The sequence below is a fragment of the Rhodobacter sp. SY28-1 genome, from assembly GCF_005222785.1.
Classification (GTDB): Bacteria; Pseudomonadota; Alphaproteobacteria; order Rhodobacterales; family Rhodobacteraceae; genus Tabrizicola.
In genome coordinates this window covers 875,014-899,527 of the sequence record NZ_STGH01000003.1, presented here as the reverse complement: position 1 = coordinate 899,527, position 24,514 = coordinate 875,014, and the positions used below count along the sequence as shown (strand labels likewise).

Annotated in this window: 22 protein-coding genes; 3 read left to right on the top strand and 19 right to left on the bottom strand. The window is 64.8% G+C overall.

Going from position 1 to position 24,514, the window contains the following annotated elements:
• Positions 1 to 4: 4 nt before the first annotated feature.
• From kdpB to E8M84_RS18495, 11 genes are all read right to left on the bottom strand, one after another.
• Positions 5 to 2,038 carry a potassium-transporting ATPase subunit KdpB gene (gene kdpB / locus E8M84_RS18545; protein ID WP_137112662.1) on the bottom strand — a complete coding sequence of 678 codons (2,034 nt, stop codon included), beginning with the start codon at positions 2,036 to 2,038 and terminating at the stop codon, positions 5 to 7.
• A 7-nt stretch (positions 2,039 to 2,045) separates the two neighbouring features.
• Complete coding sequence (kdpA, locus tag E8M84_RS18540) at positions 2,046 to 3,719, bottom strand: potassium-transporting ATPase subunit KdpA (protein ID WP_137112661.1); 1,674 nt, start codon at positions 3,717 to 3,719, stop codon at positions 2,046 to 2,048.
• A gap of 13 nt (positions 3,720 to 3,732) precedes the next feature.
• Positions 3,733 to 3,831 (bottom strand): K(+)-transporting ATPase subunit F, encoded by a 99-nt coding sequence (gene kdpF, locus E8M84_RS18535; protein ID WP_240790447.1) that lies wholly within the window; start codon positions 3,829 to 3,831, stop codon positions 3,733 to 3,735.
• A gap of 433 nt (positions 3,832 to 4,264) precedes the next feature.
• On the bottom strand, positions 4,265 to 6,079 hold the full coding sequence (locus E8M84_RS18530) for a prolyl oligopeptidase family serine peptidase (protein WP_137112660.1): 1,815 nt from the start codon (positions 6,077 to 6,079) through the stop codon (positions 4,265 to 4,267).
• Entirely contained in the window at positions 6,076 to 7,047 is a 972-nt protein-coding gene (locus E8M84_RS18525; RefSeq protein WP_137112659.1) for an ABC transporter ATP-binding protein, read from the bottom strand. The genes E8M84_RS18530 and E8M84_RS18525 overlap by 4 nt, the downstream gene beginning before the upstream one ends.
• Entirely contained in the window at positions 7,044 to 8,012 is a 969-nt protein-coding gene (locus tag E8M84_RS18520; RefSeq protein ID WP_137112658.1) for an ABC transporter ATP-binding protein, read from the bottom strand. The genes E8M84_RS18525 and E8M84_RS18520 overlap by 4 nt, the downstream gene beginning before the upstream one ends.
• Positions 8,002 to 8,874, bottom strand: a complete 873-nt coding sequence (locus E8M84_RS18515) for an ABC transporter permease (protein ID WP_137112657.1) — start codon at positions 8,872 to 8,874, stop codon at positions 8,002 to 8,004. The genes E8M84_RS18520 and E8M84_RS18515 overlap by 11 nt, the downstream gene beginning before the upstream one ends.
• The gene (locus tag E8M84_RS18510) at positions 8,864 to 9,787 is read right to left on the bottom strand and encodes an ABC transporter permease (RefSeq protein ID WP_137112656.1); all 924 of its coding nucleotides are present in this window, start codon (positions 9,785 to 9,787) and stop codon (positions 8,864 to 8,866) included. The genes E8M84_RS18515 and E8M84_RS18510 overlap by 11 nt, the downstream gene beginning before the upstream one ends.
• Before the next feature lies 1 nt (position 9,788).
• Entirely contained in the window at positions 9,789 to 11,393 is a 1,605-nt protein-coding gene (locus tag E8M84_RS18505; protein ID WP_137112655.1) for a peptide ABC transporter substrate-binding protein, read from the bottom strand.
• Between the two features lie 27 nt (positions 11,394 to 11,420).
• Positions 11,421 to 12,530, bottom strand: coding sequence for a succinylglutamate desuccinylase/aspartoacylase family protein (locus E8M84_RS18500; protein WP_137112654.1), 1,110 nt, complete (start codon positions 12,528 to 12,530; stop codon positions 11,421 to 11,423).
• Between the two features lie 91 nt (positions 12,531 to 12,621).
• A complete protein-coding gene (locus E8M84_RS18495; protein ID WP_137112653.1) occupies positions 12,622 to 14,634 on the bottom strand; it encodes a CocE/NonD family hydrolase in 2,013 nt (670 codons plus the stop codon).
• A gap of 205 nt (positions 14,635 to 14,839) precedes the next feature.
• On the opposite strand from E8M84_RS18495, the gene E8M84_RS18490 reads away from it, so the two are divergent.
• A complete protein-coding gene (locus E8M84_RS18490) occupies positions 14,840 to 15,499 on the top strand; it encodes a TorF family putative porin (protein ID WP_137112652.1) in 660 nt (219 codons plus the stop codon).
• Positions 15,500 to 15,548: 49 nt separating this feature from the next.
• Here the strand turns inward: E8M84_RS18490 and E8M84_RS18485 are convergent, their stop codons facing one another.
• The 7 genes from E8M84_RS18485 to E8M84_RS18455 are packed head-to-tail and all read right to left on the bottom strand — an operon-like array spanning position 15,549 to position 21,317.
• The gene (locus E8M84_RS18485) at positions 15,549 to 15,908 is read right to left on the bottom strand and encodes a cupin domain-containing protein (protein WP_137112651.1); all 360 of its coding nucleotides are present in this window, start codon (positions 15,906 to 15,908) and stop codon (positions 15,549 to 15,551) included.
• Complete coding sequence (locus E8M84_RS18480; RefSeq protein WP_137112650.1) at positions 15,905 to 16,114, bottom strand: hypothetical protein; 210 nt, start codon at positions 16,112 to 16,114, stop codon at positions 15,905 to 15,907. The genes E8M84_RS18485 and E8M84_RS18480 overlap by 4 nt, the downstream gene beginning before the upstream one ends.
• Complete coding sequence (locus E8M84_RS18475) at positions 16,111 to 16,950, bottom strand: ABC transporter permease subunit (protein ID WP_137112649.1); 840 nt, start codon at positions 16,948 to 16,950, stop codon at positions 16,111 to 16,113. Before E8M84_RS18475 ends, E8M84_RS18480 begins: the two co-directional genes overlap by 4 nt.
• On the bottom strand, positions 16,947 to 17,855 hold the full coding sequence (locus E8M84_RS18470) for an ABC transporter permease (RefSeq protein ID WP_205914637.1): 909 nt from the start codon (positions 17,853 to 17,855) through the stop codon (positions 16,947 to 16,949). Before E8M84_RS18470 ends, E8M84_RS18475 begins: the two co-directional genes overlap by 4 nt.
• 1 nt (position 17,856) lies before the next feature.
• The gene (locus tag E8M84_RS18465; protein WP_137112648.1) at positions 17,857 to 18,954 is read right to left on the bottom strand and encodes an ABC transporter ATP-binding protein; all 1,098 of its coding nucleotides are present in this window, start codon (positions 18,952 to 18,954) and stop codon (positions 17,857 to 17,859) included.
• A complete protein-coding gene (locus E8M84_RS18460; protein WP_137112647.1) occupies positions 18,947 to 20,050 on the bottom strand; it encodes a polyamine ABC transporter substrate-binding protein in 1,104 nt (367 codons plus the stop codon). The genes E8M84_RS18465 and E8M84_RS18460 overlap by 8 nt, the downstream gene beginning before the upstream one ends.
• A 58-nt stretch (positions 20,051 to 20,108) precedes the next feature.
• Positions 20,109 to 21,317, bottom strand: coding sequence for an aromatic ring-hydroxylating dioxygenase subunit alpha (locus tag E8M84_RS18455; protein WP_137112646.1), 1,209 nt, complete (start codon positions 21,315 to 21,317; stop codon positions 20,109 to 20,111).
• A gap of 138 nt (positions 21,318 to 21,455) precedes the next feature.
• Here E8M84_RS18455 and E8M84_RS18450 point away from each other — a divergent pair, with 138 nt between their 5' ends.
• Positions 21,456 to 22,091 (top strand): TetR/AcrR family transcriptional regulator, encoded by a 636-nt coding sequence (locus tag E8M84_RS18450; protein WP_137112645.1) that lies wholly within the window; start codon positions 21,456 to 21,458, stop codon positions 22,089 to 22,091.
• 419 nt (positions 22,092 to 22,510) lie between these two features.
• Here the strand turns inward: E8M84_RS18450 and E8M84_RS18445 are convergent, their stop codons facing one another.
• Entirely contained in the window at positions 22,511 to 23,497 is a 987-nt protein-coding gene (locus E8M84_RS18445) for an SH3 domain-containing protein (RefSeq protein WP_137112644.1), read from the bottom strand.
• Between the two features lie 226 nt (positions 23,498 to 23,723).
• Here E8M84_RS18445 and E8M84_RS18440 point away from each other — a divergent pair, with 226 nt between their 5' ends.
• The gene (locus tag E8M84_RS18440) at positions 23,724 to 24,512 is read left to right on the top strand and encodes a CPBP family intramembrane glutamic endopeptidase (RefSeq protein WP_170971995.1); all 789 of its coding nucleotides are present in this window, start codon (positions 23,724 to 23,726) and stop codon (positions 24,510 to 24,512) included.
• The last annotated feature ends 2 nt before the right edge of the window (positions 24,513 to 24,514 follow it).

The window sequence follows — 24,514 nt, the reverse complement described above, 5'->3', positions numbered from 1 at the left end:
CTCCTCAGGCAAGGTTCAGCGCGACAAGGGCCAGGTCGATGGCCTTGATGCCCATGAAGGGCACGATCAGGCCGCCGAGGCCGTAGATCAGCAGGTTCCGACGCAGAAGTGCCGCCGCGGTGGAGGGTCTGTACTGCACCCCACGCAGCGCCAAGGGCACCAGCGCCACCAGAATCAGAGCGTTGAAGATCACGGCGGACAGGATCGCCGAGGTGGGCGAGGCAAGGTCCATGATGTTCAGGACACCCTGCCCCGGATAGGCGGCAACGAAGATCGCGGGGAGGATGGCGAAGTATTTCGCGACGTCGTTGGCGATGGAGAACGTCGTCAGTGCCCCACGGCTGATGAGCAGCTGCTTGCCCACCAGCACCACCTCGATCAGCTTGGTCGGGTCGCTGTCTAGGTCGATCAGGTTCGCGGCTTCCTTTGCGGCCGGGGTGCCCGCGTTCATTGCCACCCCCACGTCGGCCTGCGCCAAAGCAGGCGCGTCGTTCGATCCGTCGCCGCACATGGCGACCAGCCGCCCACCCGCCTGTTCGCGGCGGATGAGGTCCAGCTTCATCTCGGGTGTGGCCTCGGCCAGGAAATCGTCCACCCCGGCCTCGGCGGCGATGGCGGCGGCAGTCAGGGGGTTGTCGCCGGTAATCATCACGGTCCTGATGCCCATGGCCCGCAACTCGGCAAAGCGGTCTCGCACGCCGGGTTTGACGATGTCCTTGAGGTGGACGGCACCCAGGATTTCCGTCCCCTCGGCCACGAGGAGAGGCGTGCCCCCTGACCGCGCAATGGCGTCAACCTGCGAGGCCAGCGCGCCAGGCGGGGTTTGGCCCGTCAGCCGGATCACCGCGTCGATGGCCCCCTTGCGGTAAGACCTGCCATCGACATCAAGGCCCGACAGACGCGTCTGCGCCGTGAAGGCCACGGGTTCTGCCCCCTTCGGCATCGCGGGCACCGCCCCAAGGATTTCGCGCGCCTTGTCCACGATGGATTTGCCTTCGGGCGTCTCATCGGCCAGCGAGGCCAGAACTGCCGCCTCGGCCAGCCGCCGCAGGTCCACCCCCGGTGCCGGGATCAGCGCATCGGCCATCCGGTTGCCGAAGGTGATCGTCCCGGTCTTGTCGAGGAGAAGCGTGTCCACATCCCCCGCCGCCTCGACCGCGCGGCCGGACTTGGCGATGACGTTGGCCTTCACCAGGCGGTCCATGCCCGCGATCCCGATGGCGGACAGGAGCCCGCCGATCGTCGTGGGGATCAGCGTCACGAACAACGCCCCCAGCACGATCACCGGGATCGCCGCGCCCGAGTAGCTGGCAAAAGCCGGCAGGGTGACCACGACGAACAGGAAGATCAGTGTCAGCCCGACGAGAAGGATGTTCAGCGCGATCTCGTTCGGGGTCTTCTGCCGCTCGGCCCCTTCGACAAGGGCAATCATCCGGTCAAGGAAGCTTTTCCCCGGCTCGGCGGTCACCCGGATCACCAGCCAGTCCGAGACGATGGTCGTCCCGCCGGTGACGCCCGACCGGTCGCCACCCGCCTCGCGGATCACAGGCGCGCTTTCGCCAGTGATCGCGCTTTCGTTGACGGATGCCACGCCACGCACCGCCTCGCCGTCGGTCGGGATGATCTCTCCGGCGGCGACATGGACGAACTGGCCGGGCCTGAGCGCGGTGGACGGCGTGTCGACCCCGTTCGCGGGATCATCGTCCGGGGCATCCAGCACCCGCACGCGGGTTTCGGATTTGGTCGCCCGCAACGTATCGGCCCGCGCCTTGCCGCGTCCTTCGGCCAAGGCCTCGGCGAAGTTGGCGAACAGGACGCACAGCCACAGCCAGGCCGAGATGTGCAGGCTTGTCCCCGCCCCATCGGCCCCGGCCAAGAGGTCGCGCAGCCCGAGGATCGTGGTCATCGCGGCCACAACCGCCGTGACGAACATCACGGGGTTTCGCCACAGGACCCGGGGATCGAGTTTGAAGACGCTTTCGCGGATCGCGGCTGGGTAAAGGCCGCTCAGGTCAGCGGTTTTCGCTTGTTTGGACATGGTTGCCTCAGAAGCTTTGCCCAGCCAGCCGCGCGGTCTCTTCCGCGATGGGGCCAAGGGCAAGGACGGGAAAGAAGGTCAGCGCGCCAAGAATGACCACGGTCAGGATTAGGAGCGTGACGAACAGGGGACCATGCGTCGGGAAGGTGCCGCTCGTGGCCGGGGCCTGGGGCTTCTTCGCCATCGACCCGGCGATGGCCAGCAAAGGCACGATGATCGCGTAGCGCCCCAGCAGCATGATGATGCCGAGCGCGGTCGTCTGCCAGATGTTCGCCGCGCCCCAGCCGCCGAAGGCCGAGCCGTTGTTCCCGGTGGCCGAGGAGTAGGCGTAAAGGATCTCGGACAGCCCGTGCGGACCTGCATCCTGAACCGAGGCCAGAGCGGCCGGAACGGTGCTGGCGAAGGCCCCGCCCACCAGGATACCCAGCGGCATCGACAGGAAGGCGAGGACAGCGAGCGTCACCTCGCGCCCCTCGATCTTGCGACCGAGGTATTCGGGCGTGCGCCCCACCATCAGCCCGGCCAGGAACACGGCAAGGACGACGTAGAGGAGCATCCCGTAGAGCCCTGCGCCGACACCGCCGAAGATCACTTCGCCGATCTGCATGAAGACCAGCATCACCAGCCCCGACAGCGGCATGAACGAGTCGTGCATCGCGTTGACCGAACCGTTCGACGCCGCGGTGGTCGAGGCCGCCCAGATCGAGGACAGCATCGCGCCAAAGCGCTGCTCCTTGCCTTCCATGTTGGCCCCCAGGCCCAGCGACGGGTTTCCTGCCACCTCGTAGACATGAATCACCGCAAGGCCCGCGACGAACATCACCGCCATCGCGGCAAAGATCGCCCAGCCCTGCCGCCGGTCGCCGACCATCCGGCCGAAGAGAAAGCAGAAGGCTACCGGGATCAGCAGGATCGACAGGCTCTGCGCGAGGTTCGACGTGATGGTCGGGTTCTCGAACGGATGCGCCGAGTTTACCCCGAAGAAGCCCCCGCCGTTGGTGCCAAGCTGCTTGATCGCGATCTGCGCGGCGGACGGGCCACGGGCGATGATCTGTTCCTGCCCCTCCACTCCCGTCGCGGTGACCGCGCCCTGCAGCGTCTGGGGCACGCCCTGCGCGGCAAGGAAAAGGGCCAGCAGGATCGACAGGGGCAACAGGATCCACAAGGTCGAACGTGTCATGTCGACCCAGAAATTGCCGAGGGTCGAGCCTTTCGGCGCAGCGAAGCCCCGGATGACCGCCACTGCCACCGCCATGCCCGTCGCGGCACTGACGAAGTTCTGCACCGTGAGGCCCGCCATCTGGCTCAGGTAGCTCAGCTGCGCCTCGCCCGAATAGGCCTGCCAGTTGGTGTTGGTGACGAAGCTGACAGCGGTATTGAACGCAAGGTCAGGGGACACCGAAGCGATGCCGTCGGGATTCAGGGGCAGCAATCCCTGCAACCGCAGGATCGTGAAAAGCAGAAGGAAGCCCACCAGGTTGAAGGCCAGCACCGAAAGCGCGTAGGCCGACCAGCCCATGCCCCGGTCGGGCGCAGCCCCGCAGGCGCGCAGCAGGGCACCCTCTACGCGCAGCAGGGGGAGCGGCAGCGTGCCACTGTAGACGCGTGCCATCCAGTCGGCGAGGGCCCAGGCCAGGCCGACGAGGACCACGAAGTAGAGTGCATATGCAGCCAAGGTCATGTCATACGCCCCATCAGAACCGATCAGGGCGCAGCAGAGCCACGCCAAGATAGACGAAAAGGCCCGCCGCAACGGCAAGGCCGAGGATCAGGTCGAACATGGCGGCCCTCACATCCGCTCGACGGCGCGCACACCGAGGGCAAAGGCAGCGAACCCGGCGAGGCCGAGGGCGAGATAGAGAAGATCGAGCATGTGAAATCTCCGGTAATGCGAGCCAGAGAATCCACCGGGATCGCGTAAAGGCGCTATGCGGGATTTCGTTGTGCGGCGTAAGGAATGCGTAAGGGGATCAAGAAATCTGAAGCCGAAAGGTGGACCCGTTCACTGGCCGACAAGGGTAGATGCCGTTGTGCGTGGAGGAGGCACATGTCCGCGTTCCGACCGTTTTGGTCCAAGCGCGCGCTTTGGTTCGAAGGCAAAGGATGGTGGTAACGTACTGGACCACGCGATCGGGGGAGCCTCCGGCGACAGGTCTCGCAAGAAAGTTGTTGGTACGGATGCGTGTCGGTGACAGCCAAAGAGCGGCTTCTTGCGATGCTAATCCCTCAGCCACTCTTTCGCAGCCCGTTCCGAAATGCCCCTTCCAGGAACTCCACACTTTTTCGCAGGTAGCTCGATACGTTTTTGCGCCGGAACACGCCATGCCCCTCGTTCTCGAAAAGCAGGACTTCATGCGGGATTCTCGCTGCGGTGAGGTCCCGGACCGCCGCATGGGTGTTCTCCCGTCCGACGTTGGAGTCGGCCAGCCCGTGGACGATCATGACGTGGCCCCGGATCTGGTCGATGAAGCGGCCGGGCGAGGCGTTGGCGTATTTCTCGGGGAACTCTTCGGGGGTGCCGCCCATCATCTCTTCGCTGTAGGCCCGCCCATGCGGCATCTCGGTCGCGTGGTAGTCGATGTCCAGCCGATACATCCCGCACATCGGGATCGCGGCGGTGACAAGGTCTGCATGGCGGGTGATCGCGTACCAGCTGGAGAAGCCGCCGTAGGAATTGCCTGCGACGGCAACCGGGCCGTGGATGCCTGCAGCCAGCGCCTCCTCCAGACCGCTGCGGATGTCGGCCTGTTCGCGCCCGCCCCAGCCGTCTTCCTTGACGGCCTCGCGGTGGGCATAGCCAAAGCCGGTCGAGCCCCGGTAGTTCGGGTCGAGGACGGCGTAGCCAGAGGCGACCCAGAACTGGATCTTCGGGTTCACCCAATCCTCGGAATGCCAAGTCGGCCCGCCGTGGACGTATCCGATCAGGCCTTTGGGCGGGCCATCGGGACGGTAAAGCCAGCCTTGCATCGGGCGGCCATCCGGGGCAGTCCAGCGGAAGTCCTGTGGGGCGGCGTGGTGGCGTCGGGGCTCCGGGTCGGCGCGGAAGATCGTCTGGCAGGTGCCGTCGGCGGCGATGGTGACGAGGTCATGCGGGGCGTCGGCGTCGTAAGCCTCGGCCAGCCAGCCGCCATTGGGGAGCGCGGCATGGGTCAGGAGGCTGCGGCGGCCTGATGAGTTCGGGAGGCGGCGGATGCCCTTGGGTCCGACAAGGGCGGCGCGGGTGTGGCTTTCGACGTGGTGGATGCAGAGGAAGTCGTCGCCAGTGCCTGCCAGCACGGAATGGGGGAACAGGTCTGGTTCGCCCGCCCGCCAGTCGATTGCGCCGCTGGACAGAGTCAGGATGCCCAGCTTGTCGCGCTGGTCGTGGTCACAGGCAAATCCGATACGGTCGTCGTCCAGCCAGGCGGCGAGAACGTTGTTGGTCGGCCCGAGGTCCAGGACCTTGATCGCCTCTCCCCCCGTCACGGGCACCAGCCACAGCTGATACCCCCCCGGCGCACGGTCGCTGCGGTGCCAGAGAAGGCGGGTGCCGTCTGGCGAAAGCTGGGGGCCGATGTAGAAGTGCGGGGGGCTGTCGGCTTGGGCCAGGCAGGTGCGCTTGCCGGTTGCCAGGTCCTGCCGCCAGAGCCAGGCGCCTTGGGTCACTTCGTTCAGGCCATAGTCGTAGTCGGCGAGAAAGAAAATTGCCGCGCCGTCTTTCGACAAGGCGCCGCCGTAGACGTAGTGGGTGTCTTGCGTGGGCGTGATCTGGGTCAGCGCGCCGGTTTCGCGGTCGAGGAGCAGAAGGTGGTCATGCTCGTTCGCGTTCAGCGACTGGGCAAGGACAAGGCGACTACCGTCGGGGGCGACGTCGCGGATCAGGTAGTGGTCCTGGCCGTTGGTCAGCATCCGGGGCGGGGCGGAGCCATCGAGCGGTGCGCACCAGACGTTTTCCGTCTCGGACACGCCGGACATGCACCAGAAGGCCCATTTGCCGTCGGCGCTGGCGTGGATGTTGGAGAGCTGCGGGACAGCGGCCCAGAGGCTGGCAAGGTCGGTCATGGGGCATCCGTGAAATGGCAGGCGGCGAGGCGGCCGGGGGCGACCTCCCGCAACTCGGGTCTGGTAGAGCGGCACAGGTCCGCGGCCTTGGGGCAGCGGCTGGCGAAGACGCAGCCGGGGGGCGGGTTGAGGACCGAGGGCAGCTCTCCGGGTAGAGCCGTGCCGATGCGGCCCTTTTCCCGGCGCGGATCGGGTTCGGGGACGGCCTGCATCAGGGCCTGCGAATAGGGGTGCAGCGGTCGGGCGTAGAAGGGACTGCGCGGGGCGTGCTCGACGACGCGGCCAAGGCACATCACCATGAGGTCGTGGCTGATGTGGCGCACGACGGCGAGGTTGTGCGAGATGAAGACAAGGGCGAGGCCCATCTTTTCCTGCAGGTCCATCAGAAGGTTGATGACCTGCGCCTGAATCGACACGTCCAAGGCCGAAACGGGTTCGTCGCAGATGATGAGCTTTGGCTTGCCGACCAGCGCGCGGGCGATGCCGACGCGCTGCGCCTGGCCACCGGACAGCTCATGCGGGTAGCGGTCGGCGAAATCGGCGGAGAGGCCGACAAGGCGCAGGGCCTCCACCGCCCTTTCGCGGGCTTCGCGGCGAGAGAGGCCGGGCTCGAAGGTCGCGAGCGGGCGGCTGACGATGCGGGCGAGGGTCATGCAGGGATCAAGGGCGGCGACCGGGTCCTGGAAGATGATCTGCATCTCGGACCGGCGTTGCCGCAGGTTCGGGATCGTCGCCATGTCCTGACCCTGCCAAAGGACCTGTCCCGCCGTGGGTTCGATCAACCGCAGAAGCGCGCGGCCGAGGGTGGACTTGCCGCAGCCGGATTCGCCGACGACGCCGAGGGTGCGCCCTGGCTCCAGCGTGAAGGAGACGTCATGGACAATGGGTAGCACGCGCGGGCCGGAGAGGAGGCTGCCGCCCGGGACTTTGTAGCCAACGTCAAGATTGCGGACCTCCAGCAGGGTCATTGCGCACCTGTCAGATGGCAGGCGGCGCGGTGGAAGGGGGACAGGTCGCGCAAGGCGGGGCGTTCGGTGGCGCAGTGGGGCAGGCGGACCTCGCAGCGGTCGACAAAGGGGCAACCGCTGACGGTGCCGCCCGACCGGGGCGTGCCGGGGATGGTGCCAAGCCGCGGGGTCAGCGCGGTTTCCAGCCGGGGCATCGCGGCCAGAAGCCCGCGGGTGTAGGGATGAACAGGGGCGTCGTAGAGGGTCTCGGCGCGGGCTTCCTCCATCACGCGGCCACCGTACAGGACCACCACCCGGTCGCAAAGCCGCGCCACGACGCCGAGGTCGTGGGTGACGAGGATGATCGCCGTACCCGTCTCGCGCCCCAGTTCGGCCATCAGGTCGAGAACCTGCGCCTGGATGGTGACGTCAAGGGCTGTGGTCGGTTCATCGGCGAGGAGGAGTTTCGGTTTGGCCAAGAGCGCCATCGCGATCATCACGCGCTGGCGCATGCCGCCGGAGAATTCGTGCGGGTAGCGGCGGGCGCGGGCGGCGGCGTCGGGGATGCGGACGCGGTCGAGCATCCGCACCGCCTCTGCCCCTGCTTGCGCCTTGGAAAGGCCCTTGTGGACGATCAGTCCCTCGGCCAGCTGGTCGCCCACGCGCATGTAGGGGTTTAGGCTGGTCATCGGGTCCTGGAAGATCATCGACAGAGCGTCGCCGCGCACCCGGTCGAGGTCGCGGGGGGGCAGCGTCAGAAGGTCCTGGCCCTGGAACAGCACCTGACCTTCGGCCCGACCGTTCGCGGCCAGAAGGCCCATCATCGCATAAAGGATTTGGCTTTTGCCCGAACCGCTTTCTCCGACAATGCCCATGACTTCGCCGGGGGCGAGGTCCAGCGACACTCTGTCCACCGCCGTCGTTTCGCCCTGCGGCAGGCGGAAGCGGACGGTGAGGTCCCGTATGGACAGAAGGCTATCGGTCATTGGGATCAAAGGCGTCACGCAAGCCATCGGCGATGAAGTTGAGGCAGAGGAGGACCACGGCCAGAAGGCCACCCGGCAGCAGGAGAAGCCGCAGGTCGGTATCCATTGCCGACGTACCGGCCTGGATCAGGTTCCCCCAGCTTGCCTGCGGTTCCTTGATGCCGATGCCGAGGAAGGAGAGAAACGACTCGGACAGGATCACCTCGGGCACGAGGAGCGAGCCGTAGACGAGGACGGTGGACATGCAGTTCGGCACGATATGCTGCAGGACGATGGCCGGGCCGGTCATGCCCCCGGCGCGGGCGGCCTGCACGAACTCGCGCTGGGCCAGCGACTGGGCTTGCGCGCGGACGATTACGGCGGGGGTCAGCCAGAGGGTGAAGACGATGGCGGCGAACAGGGCCAGGGTGCCGCCGCCCAAGAGGATGCTGAGGAGGATGACGAGGATCACGTAAGGAAAGCCGTAGAGGATCTCGACCAGCCGCATCATAACCCCGTCGGTGCGACCGCCCACATAGCCCGCGATGGCCCCGTACAGGACGCCGATCACGCCCGCGACCAGCGCACCGAGAAAGCCGATGGTGAGGGAGACCTGCCCGCCTTCCAGCACCCGGACCAGAAGGTCGCGCCCGAAGTCGTCGGTGCCGAAAAGATGGGGCCAAGTGAGCTCGGCCGGGGCCGAGATGAAGTCGAAATCTGCGTCCTCTCCCGTGAAGGGGAAGGCGTAGGGGCCAAGGAAGCAAAGCGCGACGATCAGCGCCAGCACCACGACCGAGACCATCGCCAGCCGGTTCTGCCGGAAGCGCCGCAGTTGCAGCTGGAACGTGGACGCACTGCGGGCAGGGGCGAGATCAACGCTCATTCCGGATCCTCGGGTCAAGGATTGCGCGGACGACGTCGGTGGCGATGTTGAAGAGGATGAGCATCCCGCCGTAGAGGAGGGTAATGCCCATCACCAAGGGATAGTCGCGGTTCAGGGCAGCGTCCACGAAGTGCCGGCCGATGCCGGGGACGGCGAAGATCGTCTCGATCAGGATCGACCCGGTGATGATCGCGGCGGTGGCGGGGCCCAGGTAGGCGATGACCGGGAGAAGTGCTCCGGTCAAGGTATGGCGCCAGAGGGTGCGACGCCAGCCGATGCCCTTGGCGCGCGCGGTGCGGACGTAGTTTTCGCGCAACGTCTCGATCATCGACGCGCGTGTCAGGCGGCTGATGTAGGCGATGTTGGGCAGGGCGAGGACGACCACCGGCAGGACCAGCGACCGCCAGGTTCCATCCCAGCCGCCGATGGGCAGCCATCCCAGCCTCAGACCGAAAATCACCTGCATCACCGGGCCGATCACGAAAATCGGGATGGCGATGCCCACAACCCCCACCGTGCCCGCCACGTAGTCGGTCATGCCGTTTCGCCGCAGCGCCCCGGCTATGCCAAGGGCTACGCCGACCAGCGAGGCGACGACGATGGCCCAGAAGCCGATGGTCAGCGAATAGGGCAGACCGCTGGCGATGAGGTCGTTCACCGAGTAGTCGCGGTGCCGGGTGGACGGCCCGAGGTCCAGCCGCAACACGCCCCAGACAAAGCGGGCGAACTGCTGCCAGAGCGGTTCATCCAGATGGAAGGCCGCCTCGATGTTGGCCTGCACTTCGGGGCTGATCTTGCGGTTGCGGGAAAACGGCCCGCCGGGGGCAAGGCGCATGACGAAGAAGGTCAGCGTGACCAATGCGGCCAGTGTCCATGCTCCGTACCAGAGCCTGCGCCCGACGAACCGCAGCATGTCAGGGTGCGAGCGTCAGGAACTGGCTGTTGATGTAGTCGGTGACCGAGGGCGTGTAGCCGCCGACCTTCGGGCTGACCAGACGACGCAAGGGCTCCTTGGCGATGGGCGCAAAGATCACGTCATCCAGCAGGATCTTCTCGGCCTTTGCGAGTTCGGCATTCCGGCTGGCGGCATCCGGCATCGTCGCCGCCACATCCATCTGCGCGTCATATTCTGGCTTCACCCAGTTGTAGCCGGGTTCAGCACTGGGGCGCATGTAGGCAAGGAAGGTCTCGGCCCCGGCGAAGTCGCCCACGAGGTTGTCGGCGAAGACGTCCCAGGTGCCCGCGTAGAAGGCATCAAGCCAGGCCTTGCGCTCCATCGGTTCGACTGTCGCCTCGACACCCAGCACTTGCTTCCACATCAGGGACACGCCCTGCGCCAGGCGCACGCGGTCTTCGGCGACGGTCGTCACGATGGTCAGCTTCAACGGGTTGTCCGGCCCGTATCCGGCGGCGGCCATCAGTTCTTTCGCCTTGGTCTCGCGCTCTTCCTGGCTCAGCTCGAACCCGGGCATCATCGGCCCCTCGTAGGCCGGATCGAAGCCGCCCGCATAGGAATAGGCCGGGATCGCGCCACCCTTCACGATCTTTTCCTGCAGAAGCTCGCGGTTGATCGCCATCGACAGCGCGGTGCGGACGTTGATGTCCTGCAGTTCCGGCTTGGTCAGGTTGAAGCTGTAGTAGGTCGTTTCGGTCGAGGGCGTGATGAAGACCTGATCCGGCATCGAGGCCTTCACCTCTTCGATCTGGTTGACCGGGATGTCATAGGTGATGTCGATCTCGCCGGCCTGGAACCGCTTGAACTCGGTCGAGACGTCCTCGGTGACGTGATACTTTACCGTCTCGATGGCCACGTTCGCCGCATCCCAGTAGTTCGGGTTCTTTTTCAAGAGCACATGGCTTTGCGGGACGACTTCGGCAAAGACGTAGGCGCCGTTTGACACCACCTTGGCCGGGTCCACGAAGCCCGCCGCGCCGTTTGCCGCGTAGGATGGACCGTGCAGGGGCGGGATCTGGAAGGCGCCCATGATGTTCAGGATATGGGGTGCGGGCGTCTCAAGTTCGATCACCACCGTCCGGTCGTCCGGGGCAGTCACGCCAAGCCCGCTGGCATCCTTGGTCTCGCCATTCGCGATCGCTTCGGCGCCTTTGATCTTCACCACCGAGTAGAAGTAATAGCCCTTCTCGCTGACCGTATCCGGGTTCAACGTGCGCAGGACAGAGTCGACGAATTCCTGTGCCTTGATCGGGTCGCCGTTCGACCACTTCAGCCCCTCGCGCAGCGTGAAGGTATAGGTCTTGCCGTCCTCGCTGGCGGTCCAGCTTTCGGCAGCGCCCGGTTGCACACCGCCACCCAGGCCGTAGGTCACCAGGCCTTCGTAGGCATCCATCATGATCCAGCCCGCGGCGGCATCGAAATTCACCTGCGGGTCAAGCGAGGACCATTCGCTGCCGATCCCCCGATCCAGCACTCCGTCTGCCAGTGCCGGGGTCACAGCCAAAGCCAGCGCCATGGTCGCACCGGCCAGCCAGCGCGACATCCTTCCTGCCTTACCGATCATCTCGCGTCACTCCCTGTTCTGGTTGGTTCAGTTGGACAGCAGGTTGCCCTGCCGCCGGATTTCCTTGCCCGCCACATGGCAGAGGCCTTGCCCTTTCAAGCAGCTGGTCCAAAGCTCTTGCCGAAAGAGAAGCCCCGTCGTTGGAGCGGTGATCTCCACCCGCTGCCGGGACGCCGCGTCGGTGACGTGGCCCAGCACCTGGCCTTCGGTCACGCGGTCGCCGGGTTGCGTCACCCAGCTGACAATTCCGCCAATGGGGGCCATGTATTCTACGGCCCCGGCGAGCGGCAGTTCTTCCGCCGGACCATGCGCCGGAGCAGGGCCGTCCGTCAGCGCGCCGACGGCTGCAAGGAAGGCCATCAGGCCTTCGGCATCCTGCGCGGCAGTCGTGTCGTCAACGTCCAGCTGCCCGCGATATTCCAGCGTGGTCGAGAAGCAAGGTTGCGGCACCGCATCGCCGTAGCGGTCGCGCAGCGCTCTCCAAGGGGCGGTATGCGCCTCGTCGAAGGCGTTGCCGCCCGAGACATCCTCGATCAATGCAAGGGTCGATCCGGTGCAGCGGCCGAGAAGGTCAGTGATGTCGGGGCGTGCCGTCGAGGCATAGAAGTGCATCACCGCCCGATGGTCGCAGTGGAGATCCAGCACGATGTCGGCGTCATGCGAGACCTCCATAAGCCGGATGCGAAGCTCATCCACCTCGGTCTCGATCTTGGCCTCGGCCAGGGCTTGCGCAAAGGCCGCCCGGATGATCCGAGCATTCGCCGCAGGGTCGGGTCCCAGCTTCCCTTCCAGCGCATCACCTGCAAGCGCCGCCAGATCGGGATAGCCGCGGTTGAAGTTGTTTGCGCCTTCAAGGTCGCGCCGCCCGACGGGTTTGTGCAGCAGCCATTCGGACAAGCCGATGGGATTGGCAAGCGGGACGACGATGACATGCCCGGCGACGCGTCCCTCCGCCTCGGCCTGATCCAGCAGGTTCATCAGGTGGAACAGTGTCAGCGGACCGGGCATCTCGTCGGCATGAAGACCGCCCTGAAGGTAGACTTTGGGCCTGGCCCCTTCGCGCCCCCAGTGGTAGCGGGTCAGGGTCCGCGTTGTGCCTGGACTTGGCCCGCTCAAGGGCACGGATTCGACTCTCATGCACACCTCTGGCCGGGCGGGGCCAATTCACCAAAGCTTGCTGCGGCCTTGTGGCTCAAGTCAACTCTCCCGTGCCGGGTGAGGGGGCGCGTCAGATATGGTCACGCGGAATCTCCTCGGCCCATGTCTTGCGGGCGATTTCGTGCCCGTTTTCGAGGATGACGGTTTCGGCCCACAGGTGAAAATGCATTTCATCGCAAGTCATCCTGCTGCGGCTTTCGTGGGTGAAGACCCCGTCCGCGCGGGTCTGCACCACGCGATAGGCGGTTTCCATCGTGGCGCTAAGCGGGTCGCCTTCGGTGATCAGGTACCGCGCGTGGCCATCGCTGGCCTGGCGGATGCCGATGTCCGGGAACTCGTGGTCGTAGCACCATCGCGGGAAGTCCACGATGATCCGTCCCGACAACAGGTCGCGCGTCACCCGGCGCGGATGGGCGGGGGTGACTGGGTGGTGGATGACCGGGCTGTCCGGGGCCATTTCGGGCGGGTCGAAAGCGCGCAAAGTGTCGTCCTCCGGGCGGGGAGGGCGGACGGGCAGCGTCAGGTGGGTTGCGGCAAGGTCGACGGTCAGCGTCGCCAGCGCGGGCGAGGGCCAGGCAATGGGCCAGTAGACCGAGGAGAGCGACAGCCCGATCCGGTGGCCAGCCGGGAAGCTGTGTGCGATGTCGTCAAGTTCGACGACCACATCGACCGGCTGGCCCGGGAGCAGCGCCTGCGGCCGGTCGTGGCCAAGGTGATGCGTCAGGTTCAGGACGCCCAGCGTGACCCGTGTCGAGGACCCATCCGGCGCGATGTCGTTCAGCCGCACGGCAACCAGGGCCAGTGGTTTGTCGGAAGCGACGCGCAGGTGCAGCCGTGCCGCGCCAAGGATTTCGATGGGTTCGGGCAAAGGTTCGGTTGTCCAGACCAGCGACCCGCCGTCATCCTCGCGCTGGTCGGTGGGCCAGTCGGCCTCATCGCCGTAGCGCCCGATCTCGCCAGCAGCGGCACCCACCCAGAGGGGGGAGCAGATGCGCGCCGCGCCCGGTTGCGGAGTTTCGGACAGCCCGCCCGGGCCGGGAAAGAGCCGCCAGTCGCGGATGCGGGGGCTGGGCCATGTGTCCTCGCCAACCCAGCGACCGGGGCGGTGGGTGTAGCAGGTCCGGGGTGGCACAGAGTCCTGCATCCAGACCCGCAGGGCCGGTTCGTCCATGATCCCGACATTGCGACCTTTCATCCAGTGGTCACACCAGCGGATCACCTCCTGCAGCCAGCCAATGGCCGGGCCGACTGTCACATCCATCGGGAAGGAATGGGCCCAGGGCCCGATAAGGCCGCGGCATTCTTCGGGACCAAGGCCCGCCAGCAGGCGCGGAACGGCTTCGGAGTAGTTGTCGGCCCAGCCCGAGACGGCGTAGACCGGGACCTTGATCGCTGCGAAATCCTCGCAGACTGACCCGTGCCGCCAATAACCGTCGCGGCGCTGATGGTGCATCCAGATCAGGCCCCAGGGCCGGTTCGCCTCGATGCGTTGCAGCCAGAGGTCGCGCCAGGCCGCGCCGTGCAAGGCAGGGTCGGGCGGCAGGTCCATCCCCGCGACCATCGTCCCCGACCAGTCCAAGTTGTCCTTGGACAGACAACCGCCGATGTAGTGGACGTCCGTGGCATAGCGGTCGTCGGTGAAGCCCACGGCGATCACCGTCTTCAGTGCCGGGGGCTGGCGGGCCGCGATCTGCAAGCCATTGAAGCCGCCCCAGCTGATCCCGATCGTCGCCACCTGCCCGTCGCACCAGTCTTGCGCGGCGATCCAGGCGATGACGTCGCAGCCATCCGCCAGTTCGATTTCAGAGTATTCGTCGTGGATAAGCCCCTCGCTTTCGCCGCAGCCCCGGATGTCGACCCGCAGGCAGGCATAGCCGTGACCCGCCAGGTACATGTGCATTCCCTGGTCGCGCGACCGGGTCCCATCATGCTTGCGGTAGGGCAGGTATTCCAGGATCGCGGGATGCCGCCCTTCGGCCGGACGCCACAGCTTTGCTGCCAGCCGCGTGCCATCCGGCAGGGGAATCCACAGGTTTTCGACAACCTCGACGGGATGCGGGAAATCGCTGCGGATCAGGGGCATCTACTTGCTTCCCTTTTGGCCATCCCGGTCGATTCGGGCAGTTTTTTCTGTCCGCCCGCGGTTACTATACAAATGTTCAACAAGCTGGCTATCCCCGTTTGCCGGGTTCGACGTCTGGGTGTTCACAACTTTGACTTTTCAGTCAGTCAGTTTTGTGCTCTCGTAATCGTGAGACCTGATACCGGGTGAAGCTGAGGGGAGTGGCATGATCAGGGTTGTAGCGGCGGCAGCGGCAATCGCTGCCTTGGGCGCGGGTAGCGCGGGTGGCGCGGTGGCACAGGACTTCACTGTCTACGGCGGGGCCGAGCTTGAGTTCACCTTCGATGAGTTCGGGCCGGATACGGGAACAGGGACCTATCTGTCGGGCTACATTGAACTGGAAAGCCGCGGCTTCTATGCGGGCCTCTGGGGACAGGTCGCGGATGACGACACGCTGAACGAGGTGGATATCTACCTCGGCTACCGGAACGAGCTGGCGTCCGGGTTGTCTTATGACTTCGGCTACACGCGATACATCTATCCGAACGCCGGCGGGGATTGCTGTGGCGAGTTGACAGCGAGTCTGGGCGTTCCGATTGGCGACAAGCTGAGCACGTCGCTGGACCTAGCCTATGATCCCGACGCCTCGTTGGGCAATGCCTATCTCGGAGTGGCCTACCAGGCGACCGACACGTTTGGACTGTCAGCCAACTATGGCGTCTACGAGGTCGCCGATGCCCCGTCGGAACAGGAGTGGGACTTCGGTGTCACCTACTCGTTTACCGACGAAGCGGCGGTCGACCTGCGCTATTATGATGGGTCGGAGTATGTCGACAGCTACATCGGGTTAAGCGTAACCTTCGATACGACGATCTTCGAGCCCTGAGGGGGTTGATCTTCCGCCAGTGCAGACCGCTGACGGCAGACATCTTCCTTCAGCGGGTCGAAACCTCCGGCCCGGCGATGTGGACGGCCAGCAGGCAGCCGTTCGGCGTGTAGGAGTGGTGTTCGGTCCCATCGCGGTAGAACACAAGGTCGCCGGGCTTCAAGATGCGACCATCGTCTTCGATCAACTCGCCCTCCAGGATCAGGAACTGTTCGTGCCCGTTGTGGATGTGGCGGCGCGTCGTCATGCCGGGCGGCATGCGGTAGACGTGGAACCCCTCACCTAGCGGCATGTCGGTGTCGAGCTGCAGGATGTCATCGCCGAAGGCCTGGCCATCGGGGTAGACGAAGGGGCGGTATTCGGCGTCGTGGATGTTGGCGATCTTGCGATCTTGGTCTGAGAAGGTCATGGGCGGTCTCCGTCATGGTCGGGCAGGGGAAGGTTGCGGTCGGTGAGGAAAGGGTCCGGCGGCAGGCGGTCATGTGCAGCTGCCACGCGGTAGGCCTCAAGCTGGGCAGAGGACAGCCTGCCCTCCACAAAAAGCGCCATAGCGCGGGCATAGCGGTCGCGGCCCGAGCCCTTGGGGCCAAGCGGAATGCCCAGAAGCGCGGTCATCCGTTCGCCCGGAAGGCCAGGCGTTCGTCGGCGAGCCTGCGCGCCTCGGCCCGGTTCATCACGATCCCGGCGATGACGACGCAGAGCCCCACGGTCACGACCATCAGTGTGGCCAGCGCGTTGATGTCGGGCGTGACGCCAAGTTTGACCTTGGACCAGATCAGGAGGGGCAGGGTGGTGGACCCGGGACCAGTGGTGAAGGAGGTGATCACCACATCGTCCAGCGAAATGGTGAAGGCCAGAAGCCAGCCTGACAGGATAGCGGGAGAAATCACCGGCAAAGTGATGTCGAACAGCACCTGCCAGGGCTTGGAGCCGAGGTCCATTGCGGCCTCTTCGATCGTGCGGTCGAACTGCAGGAGGCGGGCCTGGACAATGGTTGTGACGAAGACCATGGAAAAAGTGATGTGTGCCAGCGTGATCGTGGTGAAGCCGCGCTGCGATGGCCAGCCGATCCACTGCGCCAGAAGCAGGAAGAAGATCAGCGACGAGACGCCGGTGATGACCTCGGGCATGATAAGGGGCGCCGTCGTCAGGCCGCTGAACAGCGTCCGGCCCCGGAACTTTCCCATCCGGACCAGGGCAATGGCCGCCATCGTGCCCAGGATCGTCGCGATGGAGGCCGAGACCAGCGCGATCTTCAGCGACAGGATCAGCGCGTCGATCACCTGGGTGTTGGACCACAGGGACATATACCACTTTGTCGAGAACCCGCCCCAGACGGTGGCCAGCCGCGAGGCGTTGAAGGAATAGACGATCATCGACAGGATGGGCACATAGAAGAAGGCAAACCCGAAACCGAGGACCGTCAGAAGGAAGACCGGGCGACGGTTCATTTCAACCCCTCCGCCCGGGCCTGGTAGTGGTTGTAGGCCATGGTCGGGATGACCATGATCGCCAAAAGCGCCACCGCGACCGAGGATGCCATCGGCCAGTCCCGCGCCTGACTGAACTGGTCCGAGATGACGCGCCCGATCATCGGCGACGCGGCATCGCCGACGAGGGTAGGGATGACCAGCTCTCCCGCCGCCGGGATGAACACCAGAAGGCCCCCCGCGATGATCCCGGGAATCGATTGCGGCAGGGTCACGTCGAGGAACACCTGCCACGGGCGCGATCCTAGGTCGAGCGCGGCTTCGTCCAGCGTGGGGTCGAGGCGTTCGAGGCTCGCATACAAGGGCAGGATCATGAAGGGCAGATAAGTGTAGACCATCACCAGGATGACGGCGAAGTTCGAATGCATCATCGGGATCGACTTCACCGCCCAGTCGATGGGGACGACCCAGTTCCACAGGTCGGTCAGACCGGTATTGAACCAGCTCGACTTGCCCATCAGTCCCATCCAAGCATAGACCCGCAAGAGGAATGAGGTCCAGAAGGGCAGGATCACCAGCATCAGCAGGATGTTGCGCCAACTGCGCGACACGCGGGTCAGGGCAAGCGCCATCGGGTAGCCGATGAGAAGGCAGAACACTGTCGCCAGCGCCGCATTGCCCAGCGAGATCAGGAACGCCCGCACATACAGCGCGTCGCCGAAGATGCGCGCATATCCGTCGAAGTTGATCCAAGGATGCTCGCCGCCGAACGAAAATGGGGGCGCGGTCGGTGTCTTGGTCGCGACCGACATGGCGACGACGATCAGGAAAGGCAGCAGGAAGAAGAGGACCAGCCACAGGTAGGGCAGGCCGACGATCAGATCGGCCCAGCCGCGCCGGTCGAACCATGCTTTCAGGGCCGCCACCTCAGGCCTCCAGCACGATGGCCGAGGCCGGATCAAACGACAGCCAGACCCGGTCGTCCCAATCGGCGACCCGCGCGCCCTCGTCCCCGCGGCGGGCGTTCACCGCATGCGCTTGCACCAAGGCACCCGAGGGTAGGGTGATCCGGTAAAGGCTGTCCTTGCCGAAATACGCGAGGTCCTTGACCACCCCTTCCACCGCATTCGTCCCCGGCGCGGGCAGCTTCGAGATCACGATCTTCTCAGGCCGCAGCGCCAGCGTCACCTTCTGCCCTTCGCCCACCGAAGGCACATCCCGCGCCAGAACTTCCGTCCCGAAATCAGGAATGTGCAGCCGCAGCAGGCCGTCGGTGCGGCCCCTTACTTCGGCCTCGAAGCTGGTGATCGACCCGATGAAGGACGCCACGAAGCGGTTCGTCGGGAATTCGTAGATTTCCGTCGGGCTGCCTACCTGTCGAACTTCGCCCCGGTCCATCACCGCGATCCGGTCGGCCAGCGTCATTGCCTCTTCCTGGTCATGCGTGACCACGATGAAGGTGACGCCAGTGCGTTCCTGGATCGACATCAGTTCGAACTGCGTGTGCTCGCGCAGCTTCTTGTCCAAGGCCGCCAGCGGCTCGTCCAGCAACAGCAACTTCGGCTGCCGCGCGAGCGCCCGGGCCAGCGCTACTCGCTGCCGTTGCCCGCCCGAAATCTGGTGCGGCTTCCGCGCCGCGAAAGGGGTCAGTTGCACCAGGTCCAGCATCTCGCGCACCCTTGCCGCGCGGTCGGTCTTGGATATCGCCTCGTGCTTCAAGCCATAGGCGATGTTGGCTTCGACCGTCATGTGCGGGAACAGGGCATAGGACTGGAACATCATGTGGACGGGGCGCTCCCACGGCGGGACGCCGGCCATGTCCTTCCCGTCCAGGTAGATGCGCCCGGTCGAGGGTTTCTCAAACCCCGCGAGCATCCGCAGAAGCGTCGTTTTCCCACAGCCCGACCCGCCCAGAAGCGCGAAGATCTCGCCCCTTGAGACCGACAGCGACACATCCCGGACCGCCTGGAACGACCCAAAGGTCTTTGAGACGCCCTCGATCCGCAGAAAGGCGTCGTCAGCCACCGGTCTTGATCTCGGTCCAGATGCGGTTCAGCTGCTCTTCCTGTTCAGGTGTCTGTGGCTTGGGCGTGTAGAGGCGCGACAGGGTCTCAGCATCCGGGTAGACGGCCGGATCGCCCGAGATCGCCGGATCGACCAGCGGCGTCGCGGCCTTGTTGGCATTGGCGTAGCCGATGAAGTCCGTGCACTTGGCGATGACGTCCGGGCGCAAAAGGAAGTCGATGAACTTGTAGCCGTTGTCGACGTTGGCCGCGTCCGACGGCATCGACCACAGGTCGAACCAGGCCGGAGCCCCCGTCTTTGGCACGAAATATGCAAAGTCGATCTCGATACCGGCCTCAGCCGCACGGGCCTTGGCCACGCCATAGTCGCCTGACCAGCTGTTCACTGCGCAGACCTCGCCATTCGGCAGCGTGGTCATGTAGTTGGTGTTGTCAAAGGTAGTGATGTAGTCGCGGATTGGCGCGACCAGGTCGACGATCTTGCGATAGTCCGCCTCGGTCGCGGTGTCGCTGTCGATGCCCAGATAGCGCAGCGCCATGTAGCCGAAATCCGTGGGGCTATCGAGGATCGAGAGACCGCATTCGGCCAGCTTCGCTGCGTTCTCGGGCTTGAAGATCGTGTCCAGCGATTCCAGGTCGGCATCGGGCAGAAGCTCATTTACCAGGCCGCGGTTGTAAGTGATCCCGACTGATCCCCAGGTATAGGGCGCGCCATGTTCGTGTCCGGGATCGAAGCCTTCGACGATTTTCAGGATATCGGGGTCGAGGTTGGCCCAACCCGGAAGCTTGGCCCGGTCAAGCTTTTGGTAGACCCCCGCCTTGACCATCATCGGCAATGTCAGCCCGGACTGCAGCACCACGTCATAGCCCGTCGCCCCCGCCAGCATCTTGGCCTGCGCCTCCTCGCTGCTGGCATACATGTCGTAGACCACCTCGATCCCGGTCTCGGCGGTGAAGTCAGCCAGTGTCGTCTCGCCGATGTAATCGGCCCAGTTGTAGACGAAGACGGTGCCGCCCTGTGCCCAGGAGGGGCGGACCCAGGGGGCCGATAGGCCGGCACCAAGGCCGAGAAGCGCAGAGCGGCGGGTCAGTCGCATGTGTCTTCCTCCATTCGTCGCGCCACAGCCGGGCGCCAAGGTCAAAGTGAACCCGGTATCAGCCTTGGTCCAGCAGTTCGGCATTTAGGCGGGCGATTTCCGCTTCGGGCGGTGCATCGGCAAGTCGCATCACCGGGATAAGGTCGCGCAAGCGATCGTGGTGGGCGCGCAGCCCGTATTCCAGGTCCGACAGATGGAACCCGTCGAAGGCACGGCTGGCCATGGACTCGTTCGACCAGATCGTCAGCTGCTGATCCTCGGCCGAAGTCTCCCGGTCAATCCGCTGCGCCAGATAGCGTGCCAGCCGCTGCTGCCGTGTCTCATCCGGATAGCGATAAAGCCGCCCGGTCAGCCGGGTGCGACCGGCTGACAGCGGGATCTCGTGATAGAACTGCGCGCCTTCCGGAGTGAAGGCGAAGACTGTCGCAGGGAACAGGCCATAATAGGTCCAGGCCTTTTGAAGATGCGGCAGAAGCCATGGGGGGTCCTCACTGAACCTGACATAGTTCCTGACTGACCACGTCCGCCCCGGCTTGTCGCCGAACGCACCGCGCGAGAAGTTGATGCCGTCGGCCAACTGGTGATCTAGGTAGTCCCGGCCGTAAAGGTCCTGCAGGCCGGGATGGGCCAGCGGCACGTGGTAGCCCTCGTTGTCCACGTCGCGCACCGACTTCCAGTTCACCGGCAGTTCCGTGATCCAGCGCGACGGGCCGTCCGAGACCAACTCGGCGCTGCGGTATGACGCGAAATCCGCGGCGAAGGGGGCCAGAAGGTCGGCAACCGGCGGCTGCGGACCGGGCTCGAAGCGCAGGAAGATGAAGCCGTGGAAAATTTCCATCTCAATGGGCTTCAATCCGAACCGCTCACGGTCAAGCTCGCCGAAGCTTTCCGGCCGCGCCGCGCCGCGCAGGCTACCGTCCAGATTGTAGACCCAGCCATGGAAAGGGCAGACGATCGCCCCGCGGCAACTGCCTTGCGCCCCGTCAACAACCCGCGCGCCCCGGTGGCGGCAGAGGTTGTGGAAGGCCCGCACATCGCCGTCCTGGCCGCGCATCACGACCGCGCGTTCGCCCAGGATATCGAAGGACAGCCAGTCGCCGGGGTTCGGCAAGTCCCCGATATGGCCGACAACCTGCCAATGGGTCAGGAAAACGCTTGACCGCTCCAGCGCGAAGACCGCATCGGAATGATAGGTCCAAGCAGGAAGACCACTGCGCTCCCATGTGTTAGGAATGGCTTGCGTCGGAAAAGGCAACTGGATGCTCATGCCCGAAGTCCCCATACGGTCCCGCCGGATCGTCGCCTCTTGGAAAGCCGCTCCGGTCTGGCTACAACTATACGCTAACGACTGACTGAACTGTCAATCAGTTTTCATTCACGCAGGTGGACCGCTTTGGAAGAGACGATGGACAAGCCCCGGCGCACGCTTGCGCGCGACCAGCGGCGACAGCAGGTGATCGAGGCGACCCTGACGGTCATCGCGACCCGTGGGCTGGCGCGGCTGACCCTTACCGACGTCGCCCGTGAGGCTGGGATCAGCCACGGGCTGGTCCTGTTCCATTTCGACAGCAAGGAAAATCTTCTGTCGGACGTGCTGGCCTATCTTGCGGACGAGTATCAGAGGAACTGGGAAAGCGCAGTCCTCGCAGCGGGTCCCAAGGCCGCAGACCAACTGTTGGCGATGATCGAGGCCGACTTCCATCCTGCCGTCACAACCCCGGCCCGTCTCGCCGCCTGGTGTGCGTTCTGGGGCGAGGCGCAAAGCCGACCGGCATACCAGGAGATCTGCGGCGCACGGGACGCAGCCCAGATTGCGCGAATGGAAGGGCTTTGCGCGGCCGTGGTAAAGGATGGCGACTACGCGTTGGACCCGATCCATTGCGCCAGGATCTTGCGACTGGTCATCGAGGGAATCTGGCTGGACATGATGACGTCCGAAAGCCCTTATTCGTCCGAGGAGGGACGACGCACCGTCCAAACCGCGCTTTCGCTGTGCTTTCCGGGGCATTTCGCGGGGCCAACTGATTCCGGGCGCCAGTAGAATTACGCTGATGCGAACCTCCGAACATGCGTCTGACGTCTTCGGGTGTCCGAGCCATTGTGCCCGAACAATTATCCGCACCATCAGGCCGATGGCCAGATGAATTGGCAATCGGTTGACCTTGGTCCTCGTTTGAAGCCGGATTGCATCCAGGTGCTACTTTGTGAAGGACCCGATACCGGGGCCAAAAAACGCAGAGAATTGCACCGAGAAACTTCTTGGATTTCTTGGTGAAAAATTGCGGAGGGGATGGGCCTGAAATCCAATTTTCTCCACCCGCGATGCGCGACAGGTCTCTGGTAACCTGGGAAGTCTGCGTGAGTTCAAGTGCAGGGTCTCTCGCCCGCAAACCATGGAGAGGCTCAAAAAGAGGGTGCAGGAAGTAACCACAGACCGTAACAAATGAAGCGATAGTCGGCTCATCCCCCCTGGATCAGGGCTTCCGGAAAGACGTAGCGTTCGTCGCCGATGCGGATCGTGAACTCATCGCCAGATTTCTCGTGGCTCAGCGGCAGGTCGGCGTTTGTCGAGACCGGTGCTCCGCCTTCGAACAGGATCTGGCGTTCCTGGCCGTTTCCAAGTGCGATCCAGAGGCCGGCATTGCCAGGGCCATCGCGCACCACGCCGAAGGGACAGGTCCGCATCGCCTCTCCCGGTGCGATGGCGCAGTTGACGAGGCCGGTCGCGTCGAAGGGCGTGCCGTTGCCGACCGGGCCACCCTGGGGCACAGTCGGCATCGCGGGCGCCGCGGCCTCCACCAGGAACTTCCCGGCCACCCAGCCCGAGACACCCGAGCCGTCTACCCGGACACTGCACCAGCGCGTGCCCCGGGTCAGGCGGCAGCCGCGGTTCTGCATGACCTCGCCATTCTGCGCTTTGCCGACGACCGGAAAGCGCGTGTCGGGGCCGGACCGGATATTCAAGGCCCCTGCGCTCAGGCCTGCCACCTTCCACCAATCGGGCCCCCCCGCCAATCCATCGGCGAAATCGCCGCCCGAAAGGCCGATCCCCAGCGCATAGTCCGCGCCTTCGTCGCGCCGCGCGGCGTTGCGCATCAGGTAAACACGAACAATGTAGACGCCTGCCGCCGGGATCGGGATGTCGGCGACATTGCCGGACGTCGAGCCGATGAAGATCGCCTCATCCGATCCCCGGGGAAGAACGTTGAAATACAGGCTGTCATTCGTGGTCGAGACATCGACCGAAAGTCGCTGTCCTGCCTCGGCCGTGACGAGATAGTCGATGGTTTCGTCGCCCCAAATGGTCCCGCGGAACACCGTTCCGCTGGCTGCGGCGGCGGCTGCAACCGTCTCGGTCCGGGGGCTCTGGGCGAGACTGGCCGTGGCAAGTCCGATGGCCACGGTAGACCCAGCCAGGACTGACAAGAGGATGCGGGCGTGAGACATTTCGAGCTCTCTCCTTCCGGGATAACCGGCAGATGTGGACCGCGAGTATTCCGCCGAAGGGTCCGTAGCACTATCCGAAAGGCGAAGGGGACGCAGGGGGCGAGGCGCTGGTCAGTAGCGGCCGGGTTTCGCGTTGCGGATATTGGACCGCGCCAGTGCCGCTAGGCTAGGACCGTGTGGCGGACGAATGCGCCGCGTGTGCACTCGGGATCTAGGGAAGACAGCCATGAACAAACGCCTCGCGCTCGCCTTGCTGGCCTTCGTCTGCTGGCTGGCGATCACGATCGTCGTCGGGAACATCGCCAACGGGGGTGAAACCGATCTTGGGGAAGGGGTGCAGAGAGGCATCGGCTGGGCGTGGCTCGCTGCCGGCGGGTTCATCCTGGCCGTGGTCTTGTGGCAGGGCTGGCACGACGTCGCGCTGAATTGCTGGCCGGAAGCAAGGGCGTGGCGACTGACCTGGTTGCCGATGATCTATATCGTCATCGCCTTGGGTGTCTCGATCTTCTTTAGTCTGCCACCGGCAATGACCTTGCTGATCATCCTATTCAACACGCTGCTGGTCGGGTTTTCAGAGGAACTGATGCTGCGCGGCGCGCTGCTACAAGGGTTCCGTCACACTGTGTCGATCTTGCCCGCGGTCCTGCTGACCTCGGTCGCCTTCGGTGCGATGCATAGCCTGAACGTCTTTGTGACGGGCAACCTGTGGGCGGCGCTGCTGCAATCCTGCGCGGCTTTCCTGAGCGGCATCGTCTTCATCGCCCTGCGCCTGCGGACAGGCTCGCTCTGGCCGTCAGTCATCGTCCATGCCCTGTGGGATTTCGCGACCTTTACCCTTGGCGCGGCGGTCGGCCATGCCTCATCGCACGGGACCATGCCGGCCGAGGCGGTGACGCCCGCCCCGGGGTCGGGCCTGACGCAGTTCCTGCCGATCCTTCTGGTGCTGCCCAATGCGATCTACGGGCTCTGGCTGATGCGGAACATCAGCCGGACACATGCGAACCCCGAGACCTGACC